The organism is Staphylococcus sp. acrmy (assembly GCF_022690565.1).
GTDB classification, from domain to species: Bacteria; Bacillota; Bacilli; order Staphylococcales; family Staphylococcaceae; genus Staphylococcus; species Staphylococcus caledonicus.
Map to the genome: position 1 here is coordinate 35,348 of NZ_JALCVE010000006.1, position 16,510 is coordinate 51,857.

Genomic DNA, 16,510 nt, shown 5'->3' on the forward strand with positions numbered 1-16,510 from the left:
TTTAAAACCAATAAAAAATAATCATCTTATTCAACTCGATTTAAACTAGCAGCAAAAGCTTAGTCTCTCGCTAGTTAAATCAAAAAGTTAAATAGATGATTATTTTAAAATTTATTCATAATTATGGGCGCGGAACAAAAATCCAAAGTAATTTCGAAGATGTCTTCGTTTCGCTCCTGTAACGTTGGCTGAAAATGAATAAAGTATAATTATAGATTAGGAAATTACATTCAAGTTTTTGCTTATTATTGAGTTTTGCCTAAACCCTAAAAACTTTTGTCCAAATCTTTATATGCTTAATTAATTACTTCTAGTCTCAATGTATTTATCGAACCCTTCTTGTAATTTACGAGTAATAGGTCCTACATTGCCATCCCCAACAGTTTCACCGTCTAATTTAATCACAGGCATTACTTCTGCTGAGGTACTAGAAATGATGATTTCATCTGCATTTTTCAAGAATTCAACGTCAAATGTTTCTTCGATAAATGGAAGTTCATAGTCTTCAGTAATCCATTTAATCACTTTACGAGTTATACCATTTAAAATGTAATTATTAACGGGATGAGTATAGATTTTACCATCTTTAATCGCATATACGTTGCTTGAAGCACCTTCAGTGACCGTTTCGCCTCTATGTTGAATTGCTTCACTAGCGTTATATTTTACGGCATATTCTTTAGCAAGTACGTTACCTAAAAGGTTCAAACTTTTAATATCACAACGTAACCATCTGATATCTTCAACAGTTACAGCATTAATGCCATTCTTCAAATCTTCATATGGTCGATCATAACTTTTCGCAAAAGCCATTAACACTGGTTTCACTTCTGGAGTCGGAAAGCTGTGCTCGCGTGGTGCAACCCCACGTGTAGCTTGAATATAAACGCCACCACTTTTAATTTCATTAACTTCTAAGAGTTGTCTCACAATGTCGATTAATTCTTCTACTGTATATCCAAGGTCTATTTGGAGTTCTCCTGCACTTCTAATAAAACGTTCAAAGTGCTCGGTAACTGTAAATAATTTGCCATCATAGGCTCTAATATATTCGTAAATACCATCGCCGAATACATAGCCTCGGTCCTCGTACGATACTTTAGCGTCTTCTTGATTAATAAATTCACCGTTAATAAATACTTTTGTCATAGTTTAACCCTCCACACATAGCGCATAAATTGCTTCTAAATAGATACTTGTTGCATTGAATAATTGTTTTTTAGTAATATATTCATTCTTTTGATGCATTAAATCTTCAGAATCTGCAAACATTGCTCCGAATGCTACACCTTTATCAAGGTTTCTAGCATATGTGCCACCACCGATAGTATAAGGTTCTGACATATCTCCTGTTTGATTTCTATACACTTCTACTAGTGTTTGTACAAATGGATCATTTTTATCAACGTAATGTGGTTGTTGAACTTTACCTAATTCAATATCGAAGCCTAGTTCTTTAATTTCTTTAGTAAAACGTTCAATGGCTTCTTCAAATTCAAAACCTTGAGGATAACGTAAGTTGATTCCGAATCTGCCTCCATTTTTGTTGTCATAAGAAATGACGCCTACATTAGTAGTCACATCTCCCATAATATCAGTATGGAATTTCATTCCCATTTTCTCACCAAAATGAGATTCGTGTAGATAACGATTACTGAATTCTGCGAATGATTTGGCAGTTTGATTTAGATTTAATGTTGATAAGAATTCTAATAAGTATAAGCCGGCGTTGACACCTAATGATGGGTCCATACCGTGTACGGCTTTACCTTCAACTGTTAATACTAATTCGCCGCTATCAACGACGCCTTCACCTTGTAATTTATGTTCATCTAAAAATTGTTCAAAGTGTTGGACTACATCTGTCATATTTTTTTTTACAAGCACACGTGCTTTGGCATGATCAGGCACCATGTTATAGCGTTGACCAGATTCGAATGATAATAACTCATCATCTGGTTCATTAGAATCTTCAAACGTAGACGTTTGGACTAAATCGAATGTTGTAATACCTTTTTCCCCATGAATTGCTGGGAATTCTGCATCAGGTGCAAAACCTAATGTTGGCATTTCTTCAGTTTGGAAATATCTTTCCGTACATTTCCAATCAGATTCTTCATCTGTACCTATGATGATATGAATTCGTTTTTTCCAATCTACATTCATGTCATTTAAAATCTTAACTGCGTAATATGCAGCAATTGTTGGACCTTTATCATCAAGTGTCCCTCTAGCAACTATAGCGTCATCTGTGACAACTGGTGTAAATGGATCAGAATCCCATCCGTCTCCAGCTGGCACCACGTCGACATGGCATAATACACCTAAAACATCATCCCCATTGCCCGCTTCAATTCTTCCTGCTATATGGTCTACATCATGTGTAGAAAAACCGTCTCTCTCGGCAATTTTATACATATAGTCAAGTGCTTCACGAGGTCCTGGGCCAACTGGCGTTTCACTAGTAGCTTGTGAATCATCTCTAACACTCTCAATTGAAAGTAGACCTTTTAAGTCATCAATAATCTGACTTTCATATTCTTGAACTTTTTCTTTCCACATTCGAGATCAACTTCCTTTTCAATAGATTTACACTTTATTTTACATAACTATGACGATAAATTACAGTGAGATGTCAGAATATTTATTAGTTTTTATAAAAAAAGAGCGAGAACATTACGTTCTCACTCAAAAACATCTTCGCTATAATAAGATTAATCTTTATCTTCTAATGCATTTTTATTATTTTTTAAATCTTCTTCAGTGACAACTCTTAAATTATTATTAACAGTTGTACCACCTTCATCATCAAATTTACCTTCTTCTAAATCATCCGTTTTATTAGGATTAGAATTTAAATCAGTAAATTTTGATTTTTCTTGTTCTATAAATGATTTAGGATCATTTTTTAAACGGTTAGCATAGTCTTGAGGATTATTTCTTACTTCTTGAATCGTTTCATTCGCTTTTGAACCGATTTGATTTGCTAAACCTCTAGCATTTTCTTTATAACCTTCTGGATCTTCTTTATATTTATTATATTGTTCTTTTAATTTATCTCTGCTTTCTTTACGAGATAACACGACAGCTGCAGCTGCTGCTCCAACTCCAGCAACAATTCTTAATAAACCTGTACTTTTAGCCATAGTTAACACCTTCTCCTTTATTATTGCTGTAATAGTTTTAATTCTTCATCAGTGAGTAATCTATACTCACCTGATTGAAGTTTTTCATCTAACGCTAAATTAGCGATTTTAAGACGTTTTAATTCTAATACCTCATTTTCGATAGCATGAAACATCCTTTTTACTTGATGGTACTTACCTTCATAGATTGTCACATGTGATAGGTTCTCGTTAACTTTAACTAATTCTGCTGGTTTAACCGGCCCGTCTGATAGTTCTAGACCATTTTCAAAAGCAAGAATATCATCATCGGTAATTGGAGTTGCTGATACAACTTCATAAGTCTTCGACACGTGTTTAGATGGGCTCATCAAATCGTGATTAAGTTGGCCGTCATTGGTGATTAAAAGTAATCCTTCAGTATCTTTATCTAATCGTCCAACTGGAAATATATCTAAATGTTGATATTCCGGAATCAAATCGATAACAGTTTGAGCTGAATTATCGTGTGTGGCAGAGATATATCCTTTAGGTTTATTTAACATCACATAAACATTATTGATATACGCAATTTTTTCACCATTCACGTAGATAACATCAATATCTGGATTAATTTGAGTTTTAGGTGATTTTTCTATTTTATCATTAACGGTTACGCTACCTTTTTTTAAAATTTGTTTAACATCAGTGCGCGTACCTACACCCATATTGGCCAGAAATTTATCTAATCTCATCGTAAGAACCCAACTTTACGACGAATTTTACCAGGTAAGTCCCCTAAAAATTCATCTGCTAAACGATTCTTAATCGTGATTGTGCCATAAATTAAGCCACCGACAATGACACCTAAGATTAAGATGATTAAAGCGCCAAATTTACGTTCTACTGGAATAAATAAACTTAAGATTAGATATACTACTTCAACGCTAATCATCATGATTAAGCTATAAATAAATATCTTAGCGACTTGAACAAATGTATCTGTAAAATGATATTTTGCGTGAACTTTTAAAACCATTAAATTTGCAATATTCGCTACTAATAAGGCAATTGCTGTACTTAACACAGCGCCTGGCGTGTGGAACAACATGATGAAAGGAATATTTAAAATCAATTTCACTAATACTGCTCCAAGAATAATAAATACGGTTAATTTTTGCTTATTAATACCTTGTAACATTGAAGCTGTAACACTTAATAAAGATATTAAGATAGCGACTGGCGCATAGTAAAATAAGATCTTGTTACCATCTGGATTATATTGATAAAAGACTGTGTATAACGGTGAAGCTAACGCCATTATTCCTAAACTTGCTGGCACAGTTATGTACATTAATACGCCAATTGAAGTTTGAATTTGACGATGCATTTCTGTTAATCGTCCTTCGGCAAATGTTTTTGTGATAAATGGAATTAAACTTACCGCAAACCCAGCTGCTAATGAAGTTGGAATCATCACAATTTTATTAGTTGTGAAGTTTAAGATAGTAAAGAAATAGTCTTTATTTACATGGAATCCAACTGCATCAAGCGCATTATTATGTGTGAATTGGTCTACTAAGTTGAATAGTGGGAAATTCAAACTAACAATAACGAAAGGAATACAATATGAAATAATTTCTTTATACATTTTGGTATAGGAAACTTCTAAACTTGTATGGTCTGATTCAACCATCTTATCTATATGAGGTTTACGTTTCTTCCAATAGTACCAAAGTGTAAGTAACCCGGCGATAGCACCTATGGCGGCTGCAAATGTTGCTACGCCATTTGCGCTTAAATAAGAACCATGGAATACATTGATAACTAAGTAACTGCCAATTAAAATAAAGATAATTCTTGCAAGTTGTTCTGTTACTTCAGACACTGCTGTTGGACCCATGGATTCATAACCTTGAAAGACACCTCTCCATGTAGCTAATAGTGGTATAAAGACTACAACTACACTTATGATTCTAATAATCCATGTGATATCCTGGATAGTCCATCCCCCTACACCTTCTTTTTGGCCTAAGGTGATTCTTGCAATATCAGGTGCCAGCACAAATAAAATTAAAAACCCTATAACCCCTGATATACTCATAATAATAAAGCTCGATCTATAGAGCTTTTGCCCTACTTTATATGCTCCTAACGCATTATATTTAGCTACAAATTTAGAAGCTGCTAATGGAATCCCAGCAGTTGCAACGGCAATAGCAATATTGTAAGGAACATATGCATAGTTAAATGGAGCTAATTTTTCCTCAGCATTGGCGCCCATAATCGCATAGAACGGTATTACAAATAGTACGCCTAATACTTTTGTAATTAAAATACTCAATGTAATCAGAAAGGTGCCACGTACCATTTCCTTATTTTCACTCATATTTAATCTTCCTACCTTTTTAATAATCGATATAATTAATTTACAATCTGCATATTCTAACGGCTTGCATTAATATAAAATATATCACAAAATACTTATTGTTTCCCATATCTTTAACAGTTTCATTAAAATTATTAACTAACACTATATCGAATATACATATATAATTTAATTTACAGAACCAATCTTAAATTATAACTAATTTTATTTAGAATTCAAATTAATACTAAATACTGACGATGAAGACAAATTGCAAACGGAGGTCACGCAATGTATCAAACAATTATAATTGGCGGAGGGCCAAGTGGTCTTATGGCCGCTTTCGCAGCGAGTGAACATAGTGATAAAGTCCTTTTATTAGAGAAGAAAAAAGGGCTAGGTCGTAAACTTAAAATTTCAGGTGGTGGCAGATGTAATGTTACTAATCGTCTCCCCTATGCAGAAATTATTGAAAATATACCAGGTAATGGCAAATTTTTATATAGTCCGTTTTCAGTTTTTGATAATGAATCAATCATTGAATTTTTTGAATCGCGCGGAGTAAAACTTAAAGAAGAAGATCATGGACGTATGTTCCCTATGTCCAACAAGGCTCAAGACGTGGTCGATACATTAGTGAATACGATTAAATCAAATAATGTGGAAATTAAAGAAGAAACAGTTGTTAAGGATGTTGCTATTGCGGAAAATGATCATTTCATAGTTCGCACTCAAAATGAAACTTTTGAATCCACGTCATTAGTTATTGCCACGGGTGGTACTAGCGTGCCTCAAACTGGTTCAACCGGAGATGGTTATGTTTTTGCTGAACAATTTGGTCATTCTATTACAGAACTTTTCCCAACTGAAGTACCTATTACTTCTAGTGAGCCCTTTATTAAATCTAAACAACTCAAGGGTTTAAGTTTAAGAGACGTTGAGTTATCTGTCTTAAAGAAAAATGGTAAAAAACGTATAAGTCATCAAATGGATATGATCTTTACACACTTTGGTATAAGTGGACCTGGCGCTTTACGATGCAGTCAATTCGTATATAAAGAACAAAAAAATCAAAAGAAGCAAGATATAAAAATGCAATTAGATGTGTTTCCAGATTTGAAACGTGCTCAATTAGAAGAAAAAATCTTAAAATTATTAAAAGATGAACCTGATAAATATTTAAAAAATAGTTTAAGAGGATTGTTAGAAGAACGATACTTGCTCTTTATGCTTGAGCAATCAGAAATCGACAATGATACCACATACCATCATCTTTCAAATCAACAATTTACACGCTTGATTGATAATTTGAAAGGCTTTACGTTTACCGTCAATGGTACCCTTCCTATTGAAAAAGCTTTTGTTACAGGTGGTGGTGTGTCTCTTAAAGAATTATGGCCAAAAACAATGATGTCTAAGAAACAAGCCGGGTTATATTTATGCGGTGAAGTACTAGATATTCATGGTTATACTGGCGGCTATAATATCACAAGTGCGCTAGTAACGGGACATGTAGCCGGAAATGAAGCGGGTAAATTCAAACCAGAAGATTAAGTTATTGTTATTAAAAGTTAAATTCAAATTGGGTGATAAATATAAATAGCTCGACGATGTTTTCAAATTTAATTTTGAAGTCATCGTCGAGCTATTATTTTAAATACTATATCATCTAATCGAAGAATCTATTAAATACTTTCTATTTCAGTTCCTTCAGAACCCCATGCATTCATACCACCGTCAACATTGACAGCATTAATTTCTTGGTCTTCTAAATAGTTCACAACTTTAGCACTACGTACACCAGCTGCACAGATAATATAATATGTTTCGTTTTTATTGAAGTGGTTTAAGTTATCAGGAATTTCATTCATTGGAATTGTTTTCGCACCAGGAATGATACCTAATGCAGTTTCTTCGTCAGTTCTCACATCAATGACATTCACAGGATTAGACCCTAATAATTTTTCTTTTAATTGATCTATTGAAATACTTTCCATATATAAAACTCCTTTATTAATTATTTAGCAACGATATTCACTAATTTTTGAGGTACTGCAATTATTTTTTTAATTTCTTTACCCTCAATAGATAGTTTAACATTTTCATCTTCTAATGCTAAATCTTGCATTTCTTCTTTAGATAAGTCTTTAGGAATTTGTAATTTGGCTCTCACTTTACCGTTCACTTGAACTACGATTTCTACTTCTGAATCAACTAATAATGATTCATCATATGTTGGCCATGGTTGGTAAGTAATTGTGTCATTATTACCAAGACGACTCCATAGTTCTTCACCGATATGTGGTGCAATTGGTGCTAACATTTTCACAAAGCCTTCAACATAAGGTTTATAAATACTATCTACTTTATAACATTCATTAATGAAGACCATTAGTTGGCTGATAGCTGTATTAAAGTTAAGTGTTTCAAAATCTTCCGTAACTTTTTTAACTGTTTGGTTGTAGACTTTATCAAGAGATTTATCGTTAGTGTCATCAACTTTGCTAGATAACGTGCCATCTTCGTTAATGAGTAATCTCCATACACGGTCTAAGAAACGTCTAGAACCATCTAAGCCATTTTCACTCCATGCGATAGAAGCATCTAAAGGTCCCATAAACATTTCGTAAAGACGTAACGTATCGGCACCGTGTGATGCTACGATATCATCAGGGTTGACCACGTTACCTTTCGATTTACTCATTTTTTCATTTCCTTCACCAAGAATCATACCTTGGTTGAATAATTTTTGGAAAGGTTCTTTTGTTGGTACTACGCCTAAATCATATAATACTTTGTGCCAGAATCTTGCATATAATAAGTGAAGTACTGCGTGTTCTACCCCACCAATATATAAATCAACTGGTAACCAATGTTTTAATTTTTCAGGATCTGCTAACATTTTGTCATTATGTGGATCGATATATCTTAAGTAATACCAACAACTACCTGCCCATTGTGGCATTGTATTTGTTTCACGACAACCTTTCATACCAGTCTTTTCATCAACGACATTTACAAAGTCATCGATATTTGCCAGTGGTGATTCACCTGTGCCTGAAGGTTTAATTTCATCCGTTTCAGGTAGTAATAATGGAAGTTCTTCTTCTGGCACTGTTGACATAGTACCATCTTCCCAGTGAATAACTGGAATTGGTTCGCCCCAATAACGTTGTCTACTAAATAACCAGTCTCTTAGTTTATAGTTAACCTTTTTCTCACCAGCATTTTTAGCTTCCAATAACTCAATTGCTTTAGCAATCGCTTGTTCATTGTCTAAGCCATCAAGTTCTCCAGAATTAATATGTGCGCCTTCACCAGTATAAGCTTCTTTGGTAACATCGCCACCTTCAATTACTTCAACGATAGGTAATTCAAACTTAGTAGCAAATTCATGGTCGCGTTCGTCATGTCCAGGGACGGCCATTACTGCTCCTGTGCCGTAGCTAGATAATACATAATCTGCAATCCAAATTGGTAATTTTTCTCCAGATAAAGGATTAATCGCATAGGCACCTGTGAAGACACCAGATTTATCTTTAGCTAAATCAGTACGTTCTAAATCAGACTTTTTAGAAGCATCTTCTTGGTATTTTTTAATTTCTTCTTGTTTTTCATCTGCTGTAATTGTATTAACTAATGCATGCTCTGGGCTTAATACTAAGAATGTTGTTCCAAAGATTGTATCTGGGCGTGTAGTGAAGACATCTATTGTTTCGCCGTATCCTTCTACTTCAAAAGACACGCGCGCACCTTCAGAACGGCCAATCCAATTATATTGCATATCTTTGATTGAATCAGGCCAATCTAGTTCTTCTAAATCTTCAATTAGTCGATCAGCGTATTCTGTAATTTTAAGTACCCATTGTTTCATTGGTCTTCTATATACTGGATGTCCACCACGTTCAGACACACCATCTACGACTTCTTCATTAGATAGTACAGTACCTAAAGCTGGGCACCAGTTTACTGCTACTTCATCTACATAAGCTAAACCTTTATTATATAATTGGATGAAAATCCATTGCGTCCATTTATAGTATTCAGGATCAGTAGTATTCACTTCTCTATCCCAATCATAACTAAAGCCTAATTCTTGAATTTGACGTTTAAATGTTTGTACGTTTTGTTTTGTAAATTCTCTTGGATCATTACCAGTATCTAATGCATACTGCTCAGCTGGTAAACCAAATGCATCCCACCCCATTGGATGTAAAACGTTATACCCTTGCATACGTTTATAACGTGAGACAATATCTGTAGCTGTATAACCTTCTGGATGTCCTACATGTAACCCTGCACCTGATGGATATGGAAACATATCTAGCGCATAGAATTTCTTTTGACCTAAATTGTCATTGGCTTTAAACGTTTTGTTGTCAGCCCAATAAGCTTGCCACTTTTTTTCAATTTCATTGTGATTGTAACCCAAAGCATTTTCCTCCTAAAATATAAAAACATCTCAAACTATTACAATTTGTGTAGGGACGACTCAGAGCCGCGGTACCACCCTATTTCACATCAAGATGTGCACTTTATAATAGTAAGAGATGTTTGAAATTTAATTATTTAACGGTAAGTTCACTTAATTCTTAACACTAGTTTACACCACCACTAGCTCTCTTTCGAAAAGTATTTAAGCTACTACTCCAATACATTTTAATATTATGAGATTCGCGTCTTAATTGCAAGTGGTTGAGCTAACTTTTAGCCGTGTGCTAAGAATTTTGTCTATTTTTACCTTTTGGAAGTCCTCTATCAAAAATTGATACAAAGAATAAACCTACGAATAACAGTACGATCATTCCAATGAACATGACGCTCATATTAAAGGCATCAACTAAAATACCACCAATAAGTGGACCAAACGCTTTACCTACTGTAGAAGCGGAGTTGACTACGCCTTGATATTGGCCTTGCTTACCTTCTGGGGCTAAATAATTAGCGATTGCTGGTACAGCTGGCCAGATGAACATTTCACCAAATGTAAGAATAATCATACCAATTAAGAACACTGAAAATTGTTCAGCAAAACTTGTTACTAAAAAAGATAACATAAACACAAAAATCCCAACTATCATTTGAGATTTCAAGTTACCTTTTAATAATGTAATTATAGGTCTGATTAATGGTTGTGCAACTAATATCATAATACCGTTAACAGTCCATAATATACTATATTGAGATAATGAGATATTAAGTTCTTGTGTAAATGATGCAATTGAACTTTCCCATTGAATATAAGCTATCCAACAAATACTAAACATAGCGCATAATAAAAGAAGTGCTACGAAACGCTTTTTATTCTCTTTACCATGAATATCAAGGCTATCTGGCACTCTCACTTTAGCATGATACTCTAAATTGAATTGCGTAGTAGCTACTATACCAAATAATACGTACATTACTAAGTTAGCAATGAAGATATAGTTGAAACTAAATTCAGCTACAAACCCTCCTAAAGCAGCGCCTGCAGCTACACCAATATTTTGTGCTAAATAAATAGCGTTAAATGTCGTTCTTCCTCCGTTTGGCCAAACAGCTCCAGCCATCGCATAAATTGCGGGAACAATCATTCCGCCACCGAAGCCTAATAATACTAACCATACTGCATACCAAGGCCATCCATGGAAGAAGTTTAACAACGTAGTACTTATTAAACATGTAACAGTACCTATCATAATTGTTCGATATCCGCCTAACTTATCGAACAACGTGCCACCTAGTAAATTTCCGACTACCATACCAAATGAATTAATCATTAGAACGATACTAGCAATTGTCAGGCTTTTATCAAGTTCTTCTTTCATATATATCGTGTTTAAAGGCCATAAAAAGCTAGAGCCAGTTATATTTAGTGCCATACCAATAACTAGCCACCATACTGATCTAGGTATATTCATATTTAATGTCCCCTCTTTATATATTTATCGAAGTACAATAAACACTATAACATTAAAGTATGTTAAAATCTTTACTTAGAACTAAGTTAGATAGAAAGGAAAATGTCTTATGGGTAATTATTTCCCGTATGCCTTTGAAAACAAACGATATCATACATGGAACTACCATTTGAAAAATAAATTTAATCAAAAAATATTTAAGGTTGCACTCGATGGAGGATTTGATTGTCCCAACCGTGATGGCACTGTAGCACATGGTGGCTGTACATTTTGTTCTGCAGCCGGAAGCGGTGATTTTGCGGGTAATAGAGCAGATCCTATCGAAGTGCAATTCCAACAGATTAAAGACCGCATGCATGAAAAATGGAGCGAAGGTAAATATATCGCGTATTTTCAAGCGTTTACTAACACACATGCCCCAGTTGAAGTCTTAAAAGAAAAATATGAACCTGTCTTAAAAGAAGAAGGCGTTGTAGGCTTATCTATCGCAACACGTCCAGATTGTTTACCAGATGACGTAGTGGAATATTTAGCTGAACTAAATGAACGTACGTATCTATGGGTCGAACTAGGCTTACAAACCGTACATCAAGAAACTTCAGACTTAATTAACCGTGCACACGATATGAAGACTTATTACGAAGGTGTAGCTAAATTAAGAAAACATAACATTAATGTATGTACACACATTATTAACGGCCTACCTGGCGAAGATTATAATATGATGATGGACACAGCGAAAGAAGTAGCTCAAATGGATGTGCAAGGCATTAAAATTCATTTACTCCACCTATTAAAAGGCACGCCTATGGTTAAACAATATGAAAAAGGTATGCTTGAGTTTATGTCTCAAGATGATTATACAAACTTAGTTTGTGATCAACTTGAAATTTTACCACCTGAAATGATTATTCATCGTATTACCGGAGACGGCCCAATAGACTTAATGGTCGGCCCTATGTGGAGTGTCAATAAATGGGAAGTTTTAAATGAAATTGATAATGAATTAGCACGTCGAGAGTCATATCAAGGTAAATTCTATAAAGCGGAGTCAAAAGTTAAATCATGAAATTAGAACGTATTCTTCCATTTTCAAAAACATTAATAACCAGTCATATACAGGAAGATAGCATTGTTATTGATGCAACGTGTGGCAATGGGAATGACACACTCTTTTTAGCCGAGCACGTACCACATGGTCACATGTATGGCTTTGATATTCAAGAAAGTGCTATTCAAAATACGGCAGAAAAAATTAAAAACTATAGTAATGTCACATTAATTCAAGATGGACATGAAAATATAGTCGAGCACTTAGATGTAACTAAAAGTGGCATGGTAGATGCAGCGATTTTTAATCTTGGTTATTTACCTAAAGGTGATAAATCAATCGTTACTCGTCCTGAAACTACTATTAAAGCAATTGACAGTATTTTTAATGTGCTTAATGTAGAAGGTATTATCGTTTTAGTCATTTATCACGGTCATGAAGAAGGACAAGTTGAACGTGATGCTATTCTCGATTATTTAGAGCAATTTGATCAAAATAAGGCGCATATCTTAAAATATCAATTTATTAATCAAGTGAATCATGCCCCTTTTATATGTGCAATTGAAAAACGTTAAGACATCGCCATTGACTAACATATAGGTTTCAAGCTAAATGCCCTATCGTACTAAATCATAATATATTAAACAAGCTCTGATTGAATTTTAAAATTTCATCAGAGCTTTAAATATATATTCAGTTTAACTTGGAAACATTTACACGCCCATTAAAGAATTTAAGCTATTCTCTAAGGATTCATATTTTTTCTTAATCATTTTAGAAATAAATTCTAATAACTCAGTTTTAAATTGAGACTTTTCTTCATTAAAATGAATAATTACTGTGCGTTCATCATCAAGTGGACGTTCTTTATTTATCCACCCTGCATGAACTAAATTGTTATATGTACTGGTACGTTTGTATGATTTAATGCTCACATAGCTATCCATTTCTTTTAACGTCATGGACCCTTTGTCCCATAAAGTAAGCAAAATAAGTACTTCTTCCTTAGTTAAATCATACGATTCATAAATGACTTTGAAAATAGAGTTGATTTCTTTACACAATTCTTCTAATTGTAATATCATAGTGACGCTTTCTTCAGCTTGATTACTCAATGTTGACCCCTCCCTTACGATTTAGACACCTGTTTAAATAATCAATCACCCATAATATATTAATTATTTACTCATTCTATTTAATTATAATTAAATAGAACTAAATAAATTTATAATTTTTTATATTTAGAATATACCAATATCACAATTTACATTCAACTTTCCTGATTTTCCCGATAATTTTAGCCATTTAAAAGGTTGAATATATTAATTCAATTAATTATCGATGCATGTCAGTTATTAAGCAAAAGTTAAAATAAAAAACAGTTCAGAACATGGATGTATGTTCCAAACTGTATGATTTAAAAGATGACCCTAATACATTTATAAAATATCCTCAATTTCATCTTCTTTAACGATAAATCCCATAGTATTAACGCTATTATTAAGGAAAGTTAAGACATAGCGCATCACTTGATCACGTTCAGGTTCATTGTGTACTTCATGATATAAACCGGGCCAAGCTTTAAAGTATAATTCTGATGTTGCTAATTGAGTTTTTAAATTAGCGATAGCTCTAACGTCTAATAATTTATCTTCAGTACCGTACATTAGTAACGTCGGCATCGGTTTTATGTCTTTGATATGTTGTGACGTTTCTTTCATCGTTTCAATCACGATGTTATACCATTTATATGTGACTTTTTTAAGCATTAAGCCATCTTGTTCTGTTTCTTCAATCACTTCAGGGTTACGTGTTAAATCACTATAATCAATACCTAATTTAAATCGTGCATCCTTATTTCCTTTGCCTATATTTGAAATAAACATGTTTTTACGAGTTTTGTTATTTCTCTTTAATTCAAGCATTGGAGAAATTAGCATCATGCCTTCAATCGGTAATTCTGTCTTTTCAAGCATATTTAACACAATTAACCCGCCTAATCCTACCCCCATAACGAAAGTCGGGATTTTATATTCATTAGCTACACTTACCCATTCGATAAGCTTTTCATGATAGATTTCGAAATTTTTAAGTTGACCTTTATTGGCACGAGAAGTTTGTCCCTGCCCTGGCAAATCACCCATAATAACATGATAGCCATTGCGTCTTAACATTGTAATGACATAAGCATATCGACCCGTATGCTCTAAAATATTATGTAATATAACGACAACGCCTTTAGCGTCGTGTTCTGTTTCCCACTTCCACATGATTATTAATCCCTTCTCACTTATATTTCAACACAAGTATTATATCAAATAATTACATCTAATTGGCACTCATGCGTACGTATGATTCAGAGGAATTTACATTTTAAAACTAGAGATTTTGAAATTAAATTGTAATTCTACCTATTTAATTAGGGTATACAGTAATGGAAACGCTTTCTTATAGCGCTTTTTCGTGCTAAACTTATTAATAAATAATAGATTATGGGGAAGATGGAGGAATTTAGTATGTCACTTTTCAGAAACTTTTTTATTGCCTTATCTAATAGCAGTTATTTAAATGAAACTGCTCGAAAATTAGGTCCAAGAATGGGCGCAAATAAGGTAGTAGCGGGTAACACAATCGAACAATTAATTGATACAATTGAGTATCTTAATGATAAAAATATTGAAGTAACGGTAGATAATCTTGGTGAGTTTGTAGGCACTGAAGCCTTAGCAACTCAAGCTAAAAACGAAATTCTCGAAGTTATGCAAGCCGTTAAAGATCATGATGTAGACGCACATATGTCAGTTAAATTAAGTTCATTAGGTGGAGAGTTTGATACTGAATTAGCCTATCAAAACTTAAGAGAAATTTTATTAAAAGCTGATGAATTTGATAAGATGCATATTAATATTGATACTGAAAAATATGACAGTTTACCACAAATCATCAAAGTACTAGATCGATTAAAAGGTGAATTCAGAAATGTAGGTACCGTAATCCAAGCCTATTTATACGATGGACTAGATTTAATTGATAGATATCCTGAATTGCGCTTACGTTTGGTAAAAGGCGCTTATAAAGAAGATGAAAGCATTGCCTATCAAACGAAAGAAGAAATCGATGCTAATTACATAAAAATCATCGAAAAACGTCTTCTAAACGCGAAGAATTTTACATCAATCGCTACACATGATGATAAAATTATTAATCACGTCAAACAATTTGTGAAAGATAATAATATTGAAAAAGATGCCTTTGAATTCCAAATGTTATATGGTTTCCGCAGTGAATTAGCAGAAGAAATTGCACATCAAGGTTATCATTTCACAGTCTATGTACCATATGGTAATGACTGGTTTGGTTACTTCATGCGTCGACTTGCTGAACGTCCTCAAAACTTAGCACTTGCATATCAAGAGTTTGTATCTACTGAAACGCTTAAAAAAGTTGGCCTAACTAGTGCAATTGGTTTAGGTGCGCTCGCAGCGATTTCAGGTGCCGTAAAATTCTTTAGACGCTAAATTTAAAATAAATTAATAATACTCTTATTAAAAAAGCCCTAAAATGATTTCTAATTTAAGAAACCATCTTAGGGCTATTCATTTATCATTTTCTTCTAAATTAAAATTGTTTTAACAAGTTCGCCATTTCAATTGCGCTAACTGCAGCATCTGCACCTTTATTACCTGCTTTAGTACCTGCTCTTTCAACAGCTTGCTCAATACTTTCAGTAGTTACTACACCAAAGATAACTGGAGTATCAGATACATCGTTCGCTTTTGAAACACCTTTTGCTACTTCATTACATACGTAATCATAATGAGATGTAGCACCTCTAATTACACATCCTAAAGTAATTACTGCATCATATTCGCTTTTTTGAGCTAGTTTTTTAGCAACTAATGGAATTTCAAAAGCACCTGGTACAAATGCAACATCAATATTATTGTCATCTACACCATGTCTAATTAATGTGTTTTTCGCTCCATCTAATAAACGATTTGTTATAAAATCATTAAAACGACTTACTACTATTGCAACTTTTAGATCCGTACCTACTAATTTACCTTCAAAATTCATATTAAAA

15 protein-coding genes and 1 other annotated feature are annotated in these 16,510 nt (G+C 33.6%); of the genes, 4 read left to right on the forward strand and 11 right to left on the reverse strand.

All coding sequences use genetic code 11. The annotated features are described in order from the left end of the window. Positions 1 to 300: 300 nt before the first annotated feature. The 5 genes from dat to FH144_RS07585 all read right to left on the reverse strand — a co-directional run bounded on the left by dat (position 301) and on the right by FH144_RS07585 (position 5,493). On the reverse strand, positions 301 to 1,149 hold the full coding sequence (gene dat / locus FH144_RS07565; RefSeq protein WP_242314795.1) for a D-amino-acid transaminase: 849 nt from the start codon (positions 1,147 to 1,149) through the stop codon (positions 301 to 303). 3 nt (positions 1,150 to 1,152) lie between these two features. Continuing rightward, positions 1,153 to 2,562 (reverse strand): Cys-Gly-3M3SH dipeptidase, encoded by a 1,410-nt coding sequence (locus tag FH144_RS07570; RefSeq protein WP_242314797.1) that lies wholly within the window; start codon positions 2,560 to 2,562, stop codon positions 1,153 to 1,155. A gap of 152 nt (positions 2,563 to 2,714) precedes the next feature. Beyond that, the gene (locus FH144_RS07575; RefSeq protein ID WP_107507562.1) at positions 2,715 to 3,146 is read right to left on the reverse strand and encodes a YtxH domain-containing protein; all 432 of its coding nucleotides are present in this window, start codon (positions 3,144 to 3,146) and stop codon (positions 2,715 to 2,717) included. Positions 3,147 to 3,166: 20 nt separating this feature from the next. Then, entirely contained in the window at positions 3,167 to 3,859 is a 693-nt protein-coding gene (locus FH144_RS07580; RefSeq protein WP_242314799.1) for a pseudouridine synthase, read from the reverse strand. Then, on the reverse strand, positions 3,856 to 5,493 hold the full coding sequence (locus tag FH144_RS07585) for a putative polysaccharide biosynthesis protein (RefSeq protein ID WP_242314801.1): 1,638 nt from the start codon (positions 5,491 to 5,493) through the stop codon (positions 3,856 to 3,858). Before FH144_RS07585 ends, FH144_RS07580 begins: the two co-directional genes overlap by 4 nt. Positions 5,494 to 5,763: 270 nt before the next feature. Between FH144_RS07585 and FH144_RS07590 the strand changes: the two genes are divergently transcribed. Then, entirely contained in the window at positions 5,764 to 7,026 is a 1,263-nt protein-coding gene (locus tag FH144_RS07590; RefSeq protein WP_242314803.1) for a BaiN/RdsA family NAD(P)/FAD-dependent oxidoreductase, read from the forward strand. Between the two features lie 131 nt (positions 7,027 to 7,157). On the opposite strand, the gene FH144_RS07595 is transcribed toward FH144_RS07590, so the two are convergent. The 3 genes from FH144_RS07595 to FH144_RS07605 all read right to left on the reverse strand — a co-directional run bounded on the left by FH144_RS07595 (position 7,158) and on the right by FH144_RS07605 (position 11,375). Next, positions 7,158 to 7,469: a rhodanese-like domain-containing protein gene (locus FH144_RS07595; protein ID WP_107507566.1), complete on the reverse strand. Its 312-nt coding sequence runs from the start codon at positions 7,467 to 7,469 to the stop codon at positions 7,158 to 7,160. Between the two features lie 20 nt (positions 7,470 to 7,489). Continuing rightward, a complete protein-coding gene (leuS, locus tag FH144_RS07600; RefSeq protein ID WP_242314805.1) occupies positions 7,490 to 9,904 on the reverse strand; it encodes a leucine--tRNA ligase in 2,415 nt (804 codons plus the stop codon). A gap of 48 nt (positions 9,905 to 9,952) precedes the next feature. Then, positions 9,953 to 10,139: a binding site (T-box leader), on the reverse strand. Positions 10,140 to 10,190: 51 nt separating this feature from the next. Then, positions 10,191 to 11,375: an MDR family MFS transporter gene (locus FH144_RS07605; protein ID WP_242314807.1), complete on the reverse strand. Its 1,185-nt coding sequence runs from the start codon at positions 11,373 to 11,375 to the stop codon at positions 10,191 to 10,193. Positions 11,376 to 11,484: 109 nt separating this feature from the next. On the opposite strand from FH144_RS07605, the gene mnmL reads away from it, so the two are divergent. Together mnmL and mnmM are read left to right on the forward strand one after the other, a co-directional pair. Then, positions 11,485 to 12,444, forward strand: a complete 960-nt coding sequence (mnmL, locus tag FH144_RS07610; RefSeq protein WP_242314808.1) for a tRNA modification radical SAM protein MnmL/YtqA — start codon at positions 11,485 to 11,487, stop codon at positions 12,442 to 12,444. Further along, entirely contained in the window at positions 12,441 to 13,001 is a 561-nt protein-coding gene (mnmM, locus tag FH144_RS07615; protein WP_242314810.1) for a tRNA 5-(aminomethyl)-2-thiouridylate-methyltransferase MnmM, read from the forward strand. Before mnmL ends, mnmM begins: the two co-directional genes overlap by 4 nt. 138 nt (positions 13,002 to 13,139) lie before the next feature. Here mnmM and FH144_RS07620 read toward each other — a convergent pair whose 3' ends face one another. Further along, positions 13,140 to 13,541, reverse strand: coding sequence for a transcriptional regulator, SarA/Rot family (locus FH144_RS07620; RefSeq protein ID WP_408642061.1), 402 nt, complete (start codon positions 13,539 to 13,541; stop codon positions 13,140 to 13,142). A gap of 324 nt (positions 13,542 to 13,865) precedes the next feature. Continuing rightward, positions 13,866 to 14,696 (reverse strand): alpha/beta fold hydrolase, encoded by an 831-nt coding sequence (locus FH144_RS07625; protein ID WP_242314812.1) that lies wholly within the window; start codon positions 14,694 to 14,696, stop codon positions 13,866 to 13,868. A gap of 246 nt (positions 14,697 to 14,942) precedes the next feature. Here FH144_RS07625 and FH144_RS07630 point away from each other — a divergent pair, with 246 nt between their 5' ends. After that, complete coding sequence (locus FH144_RS07630) at positions 14,943 to 15,944, forward strand: proline dehydrogenase family protein (RefSeq protein ID WP_242314814.1); 1,002 nt, start codon at positions 14,943 to 14,945, stop codon at positions 15,942 to 15,944. A gap of 100 nt (positions 15,945 to 16,044) precedes the next feature. On the opposite strand, the gene ribH is transcribed toward FH144_RS07630, so the two are convergent. Further along, positions 16,045 to 16,503: a 6,7-dimethyl-8-ribityllumazine synthase gene (ribH, locus tag FH144_RS07635; protein ID WP_242314816.1), complete on the reverse strand. Its 459-nt coding sequence runs from the start codon at positions 16,501 to 16,503 to the stop codon at positions 16,045 to 16,047. Positions 16,504 to 16,510 lie beyond the last annotated feature (7 nt).

Coding starts and splice junctions, on each gene's coding strand:
- mnmM (WP_242314810.1), top strand. CDS start 12,441: ATGAAATTAGAACGTATTCTTCCATTTTCAAAAACATTAATAACCAGT.
- FH144_RS07570 (WP_242314797.1), bottom strand. CDS start 2,562: ATGTGGAAAGAAAAAGTTCAAGAATATGAAAGTCAGATTATTGATGAC.
- FH144_RS07580 (WP_242314799.1), bottom strand. CDS start 3,859: ATGAGATTAGATAAATTTCTGGCCAATATGGGTGTAGGTACGCGCACT.
- FH144_RS07575 (WP_107507562.1), bottom strand. CDS start 3,146: ATGGCTAAAAGTACAGGTTTATTAAGAATTGTTGCTGGAGTTGGAGCA.
- mnmL (WP_242314808.1), top strand. CDS start 11,485: ATGGGTAATTATTTCCCGTATGCCTTTGAAAACAAACGATATCATACA.
- ribH (WP_242314816.1), bottom strand. CDS start 16,503: ATGAATTTTGAAGGTAAATTAGTAGGTACGGATCTAAAAGTTGCAATA.
- FH144_RS07585 (WP_242314801.1), bottom strand. CDS start 5,493: ATGAGTGAAAATAAGGAAATGGTACGTGGCACCTTTCTGATTACATTG.
- FH144_RS07605 (WP_242314807.1), bottom strand. CDS start 11,375: ATGAATATACCTAGATCAGTATGGTGGCTAGTTATTGGTATGGCACTA.
- FH144_RS07590 (WP_242314803.1), top strand. CDS start 5,764: ATGTATCAAACAATTATAATTGGCGGAGGGCCAAGTGGTCTTATGGCC.
- FH144_RS07625 (WP_242314812.1), bottom strand. CDS start 14,696: ATGTGGAAGTGGGAAACAGAACACGACGCTAAAGGCGTTGTCGTTATA.
- dat (WP_242314795.1), bottom strand. CDS start 1,149: ATGACAAAAGTATTTATTAACGGTGAATTTATTAATCAAGAAGACGCT.
- FH144_RS07595 (WP_107507566.1), bottom strand. CDS start 7,469: ATGGAAAGTATTTCAATAGATCAATTAAAAGAAAAATTATTAGGGTCT.
- FH144_RS07630 (WP_242314814.1), top strand. CDS start 14,943: ATGTCACTTTTCAGAAACTTTTTTATTGCCTTATCTAATAGCAGTTAT.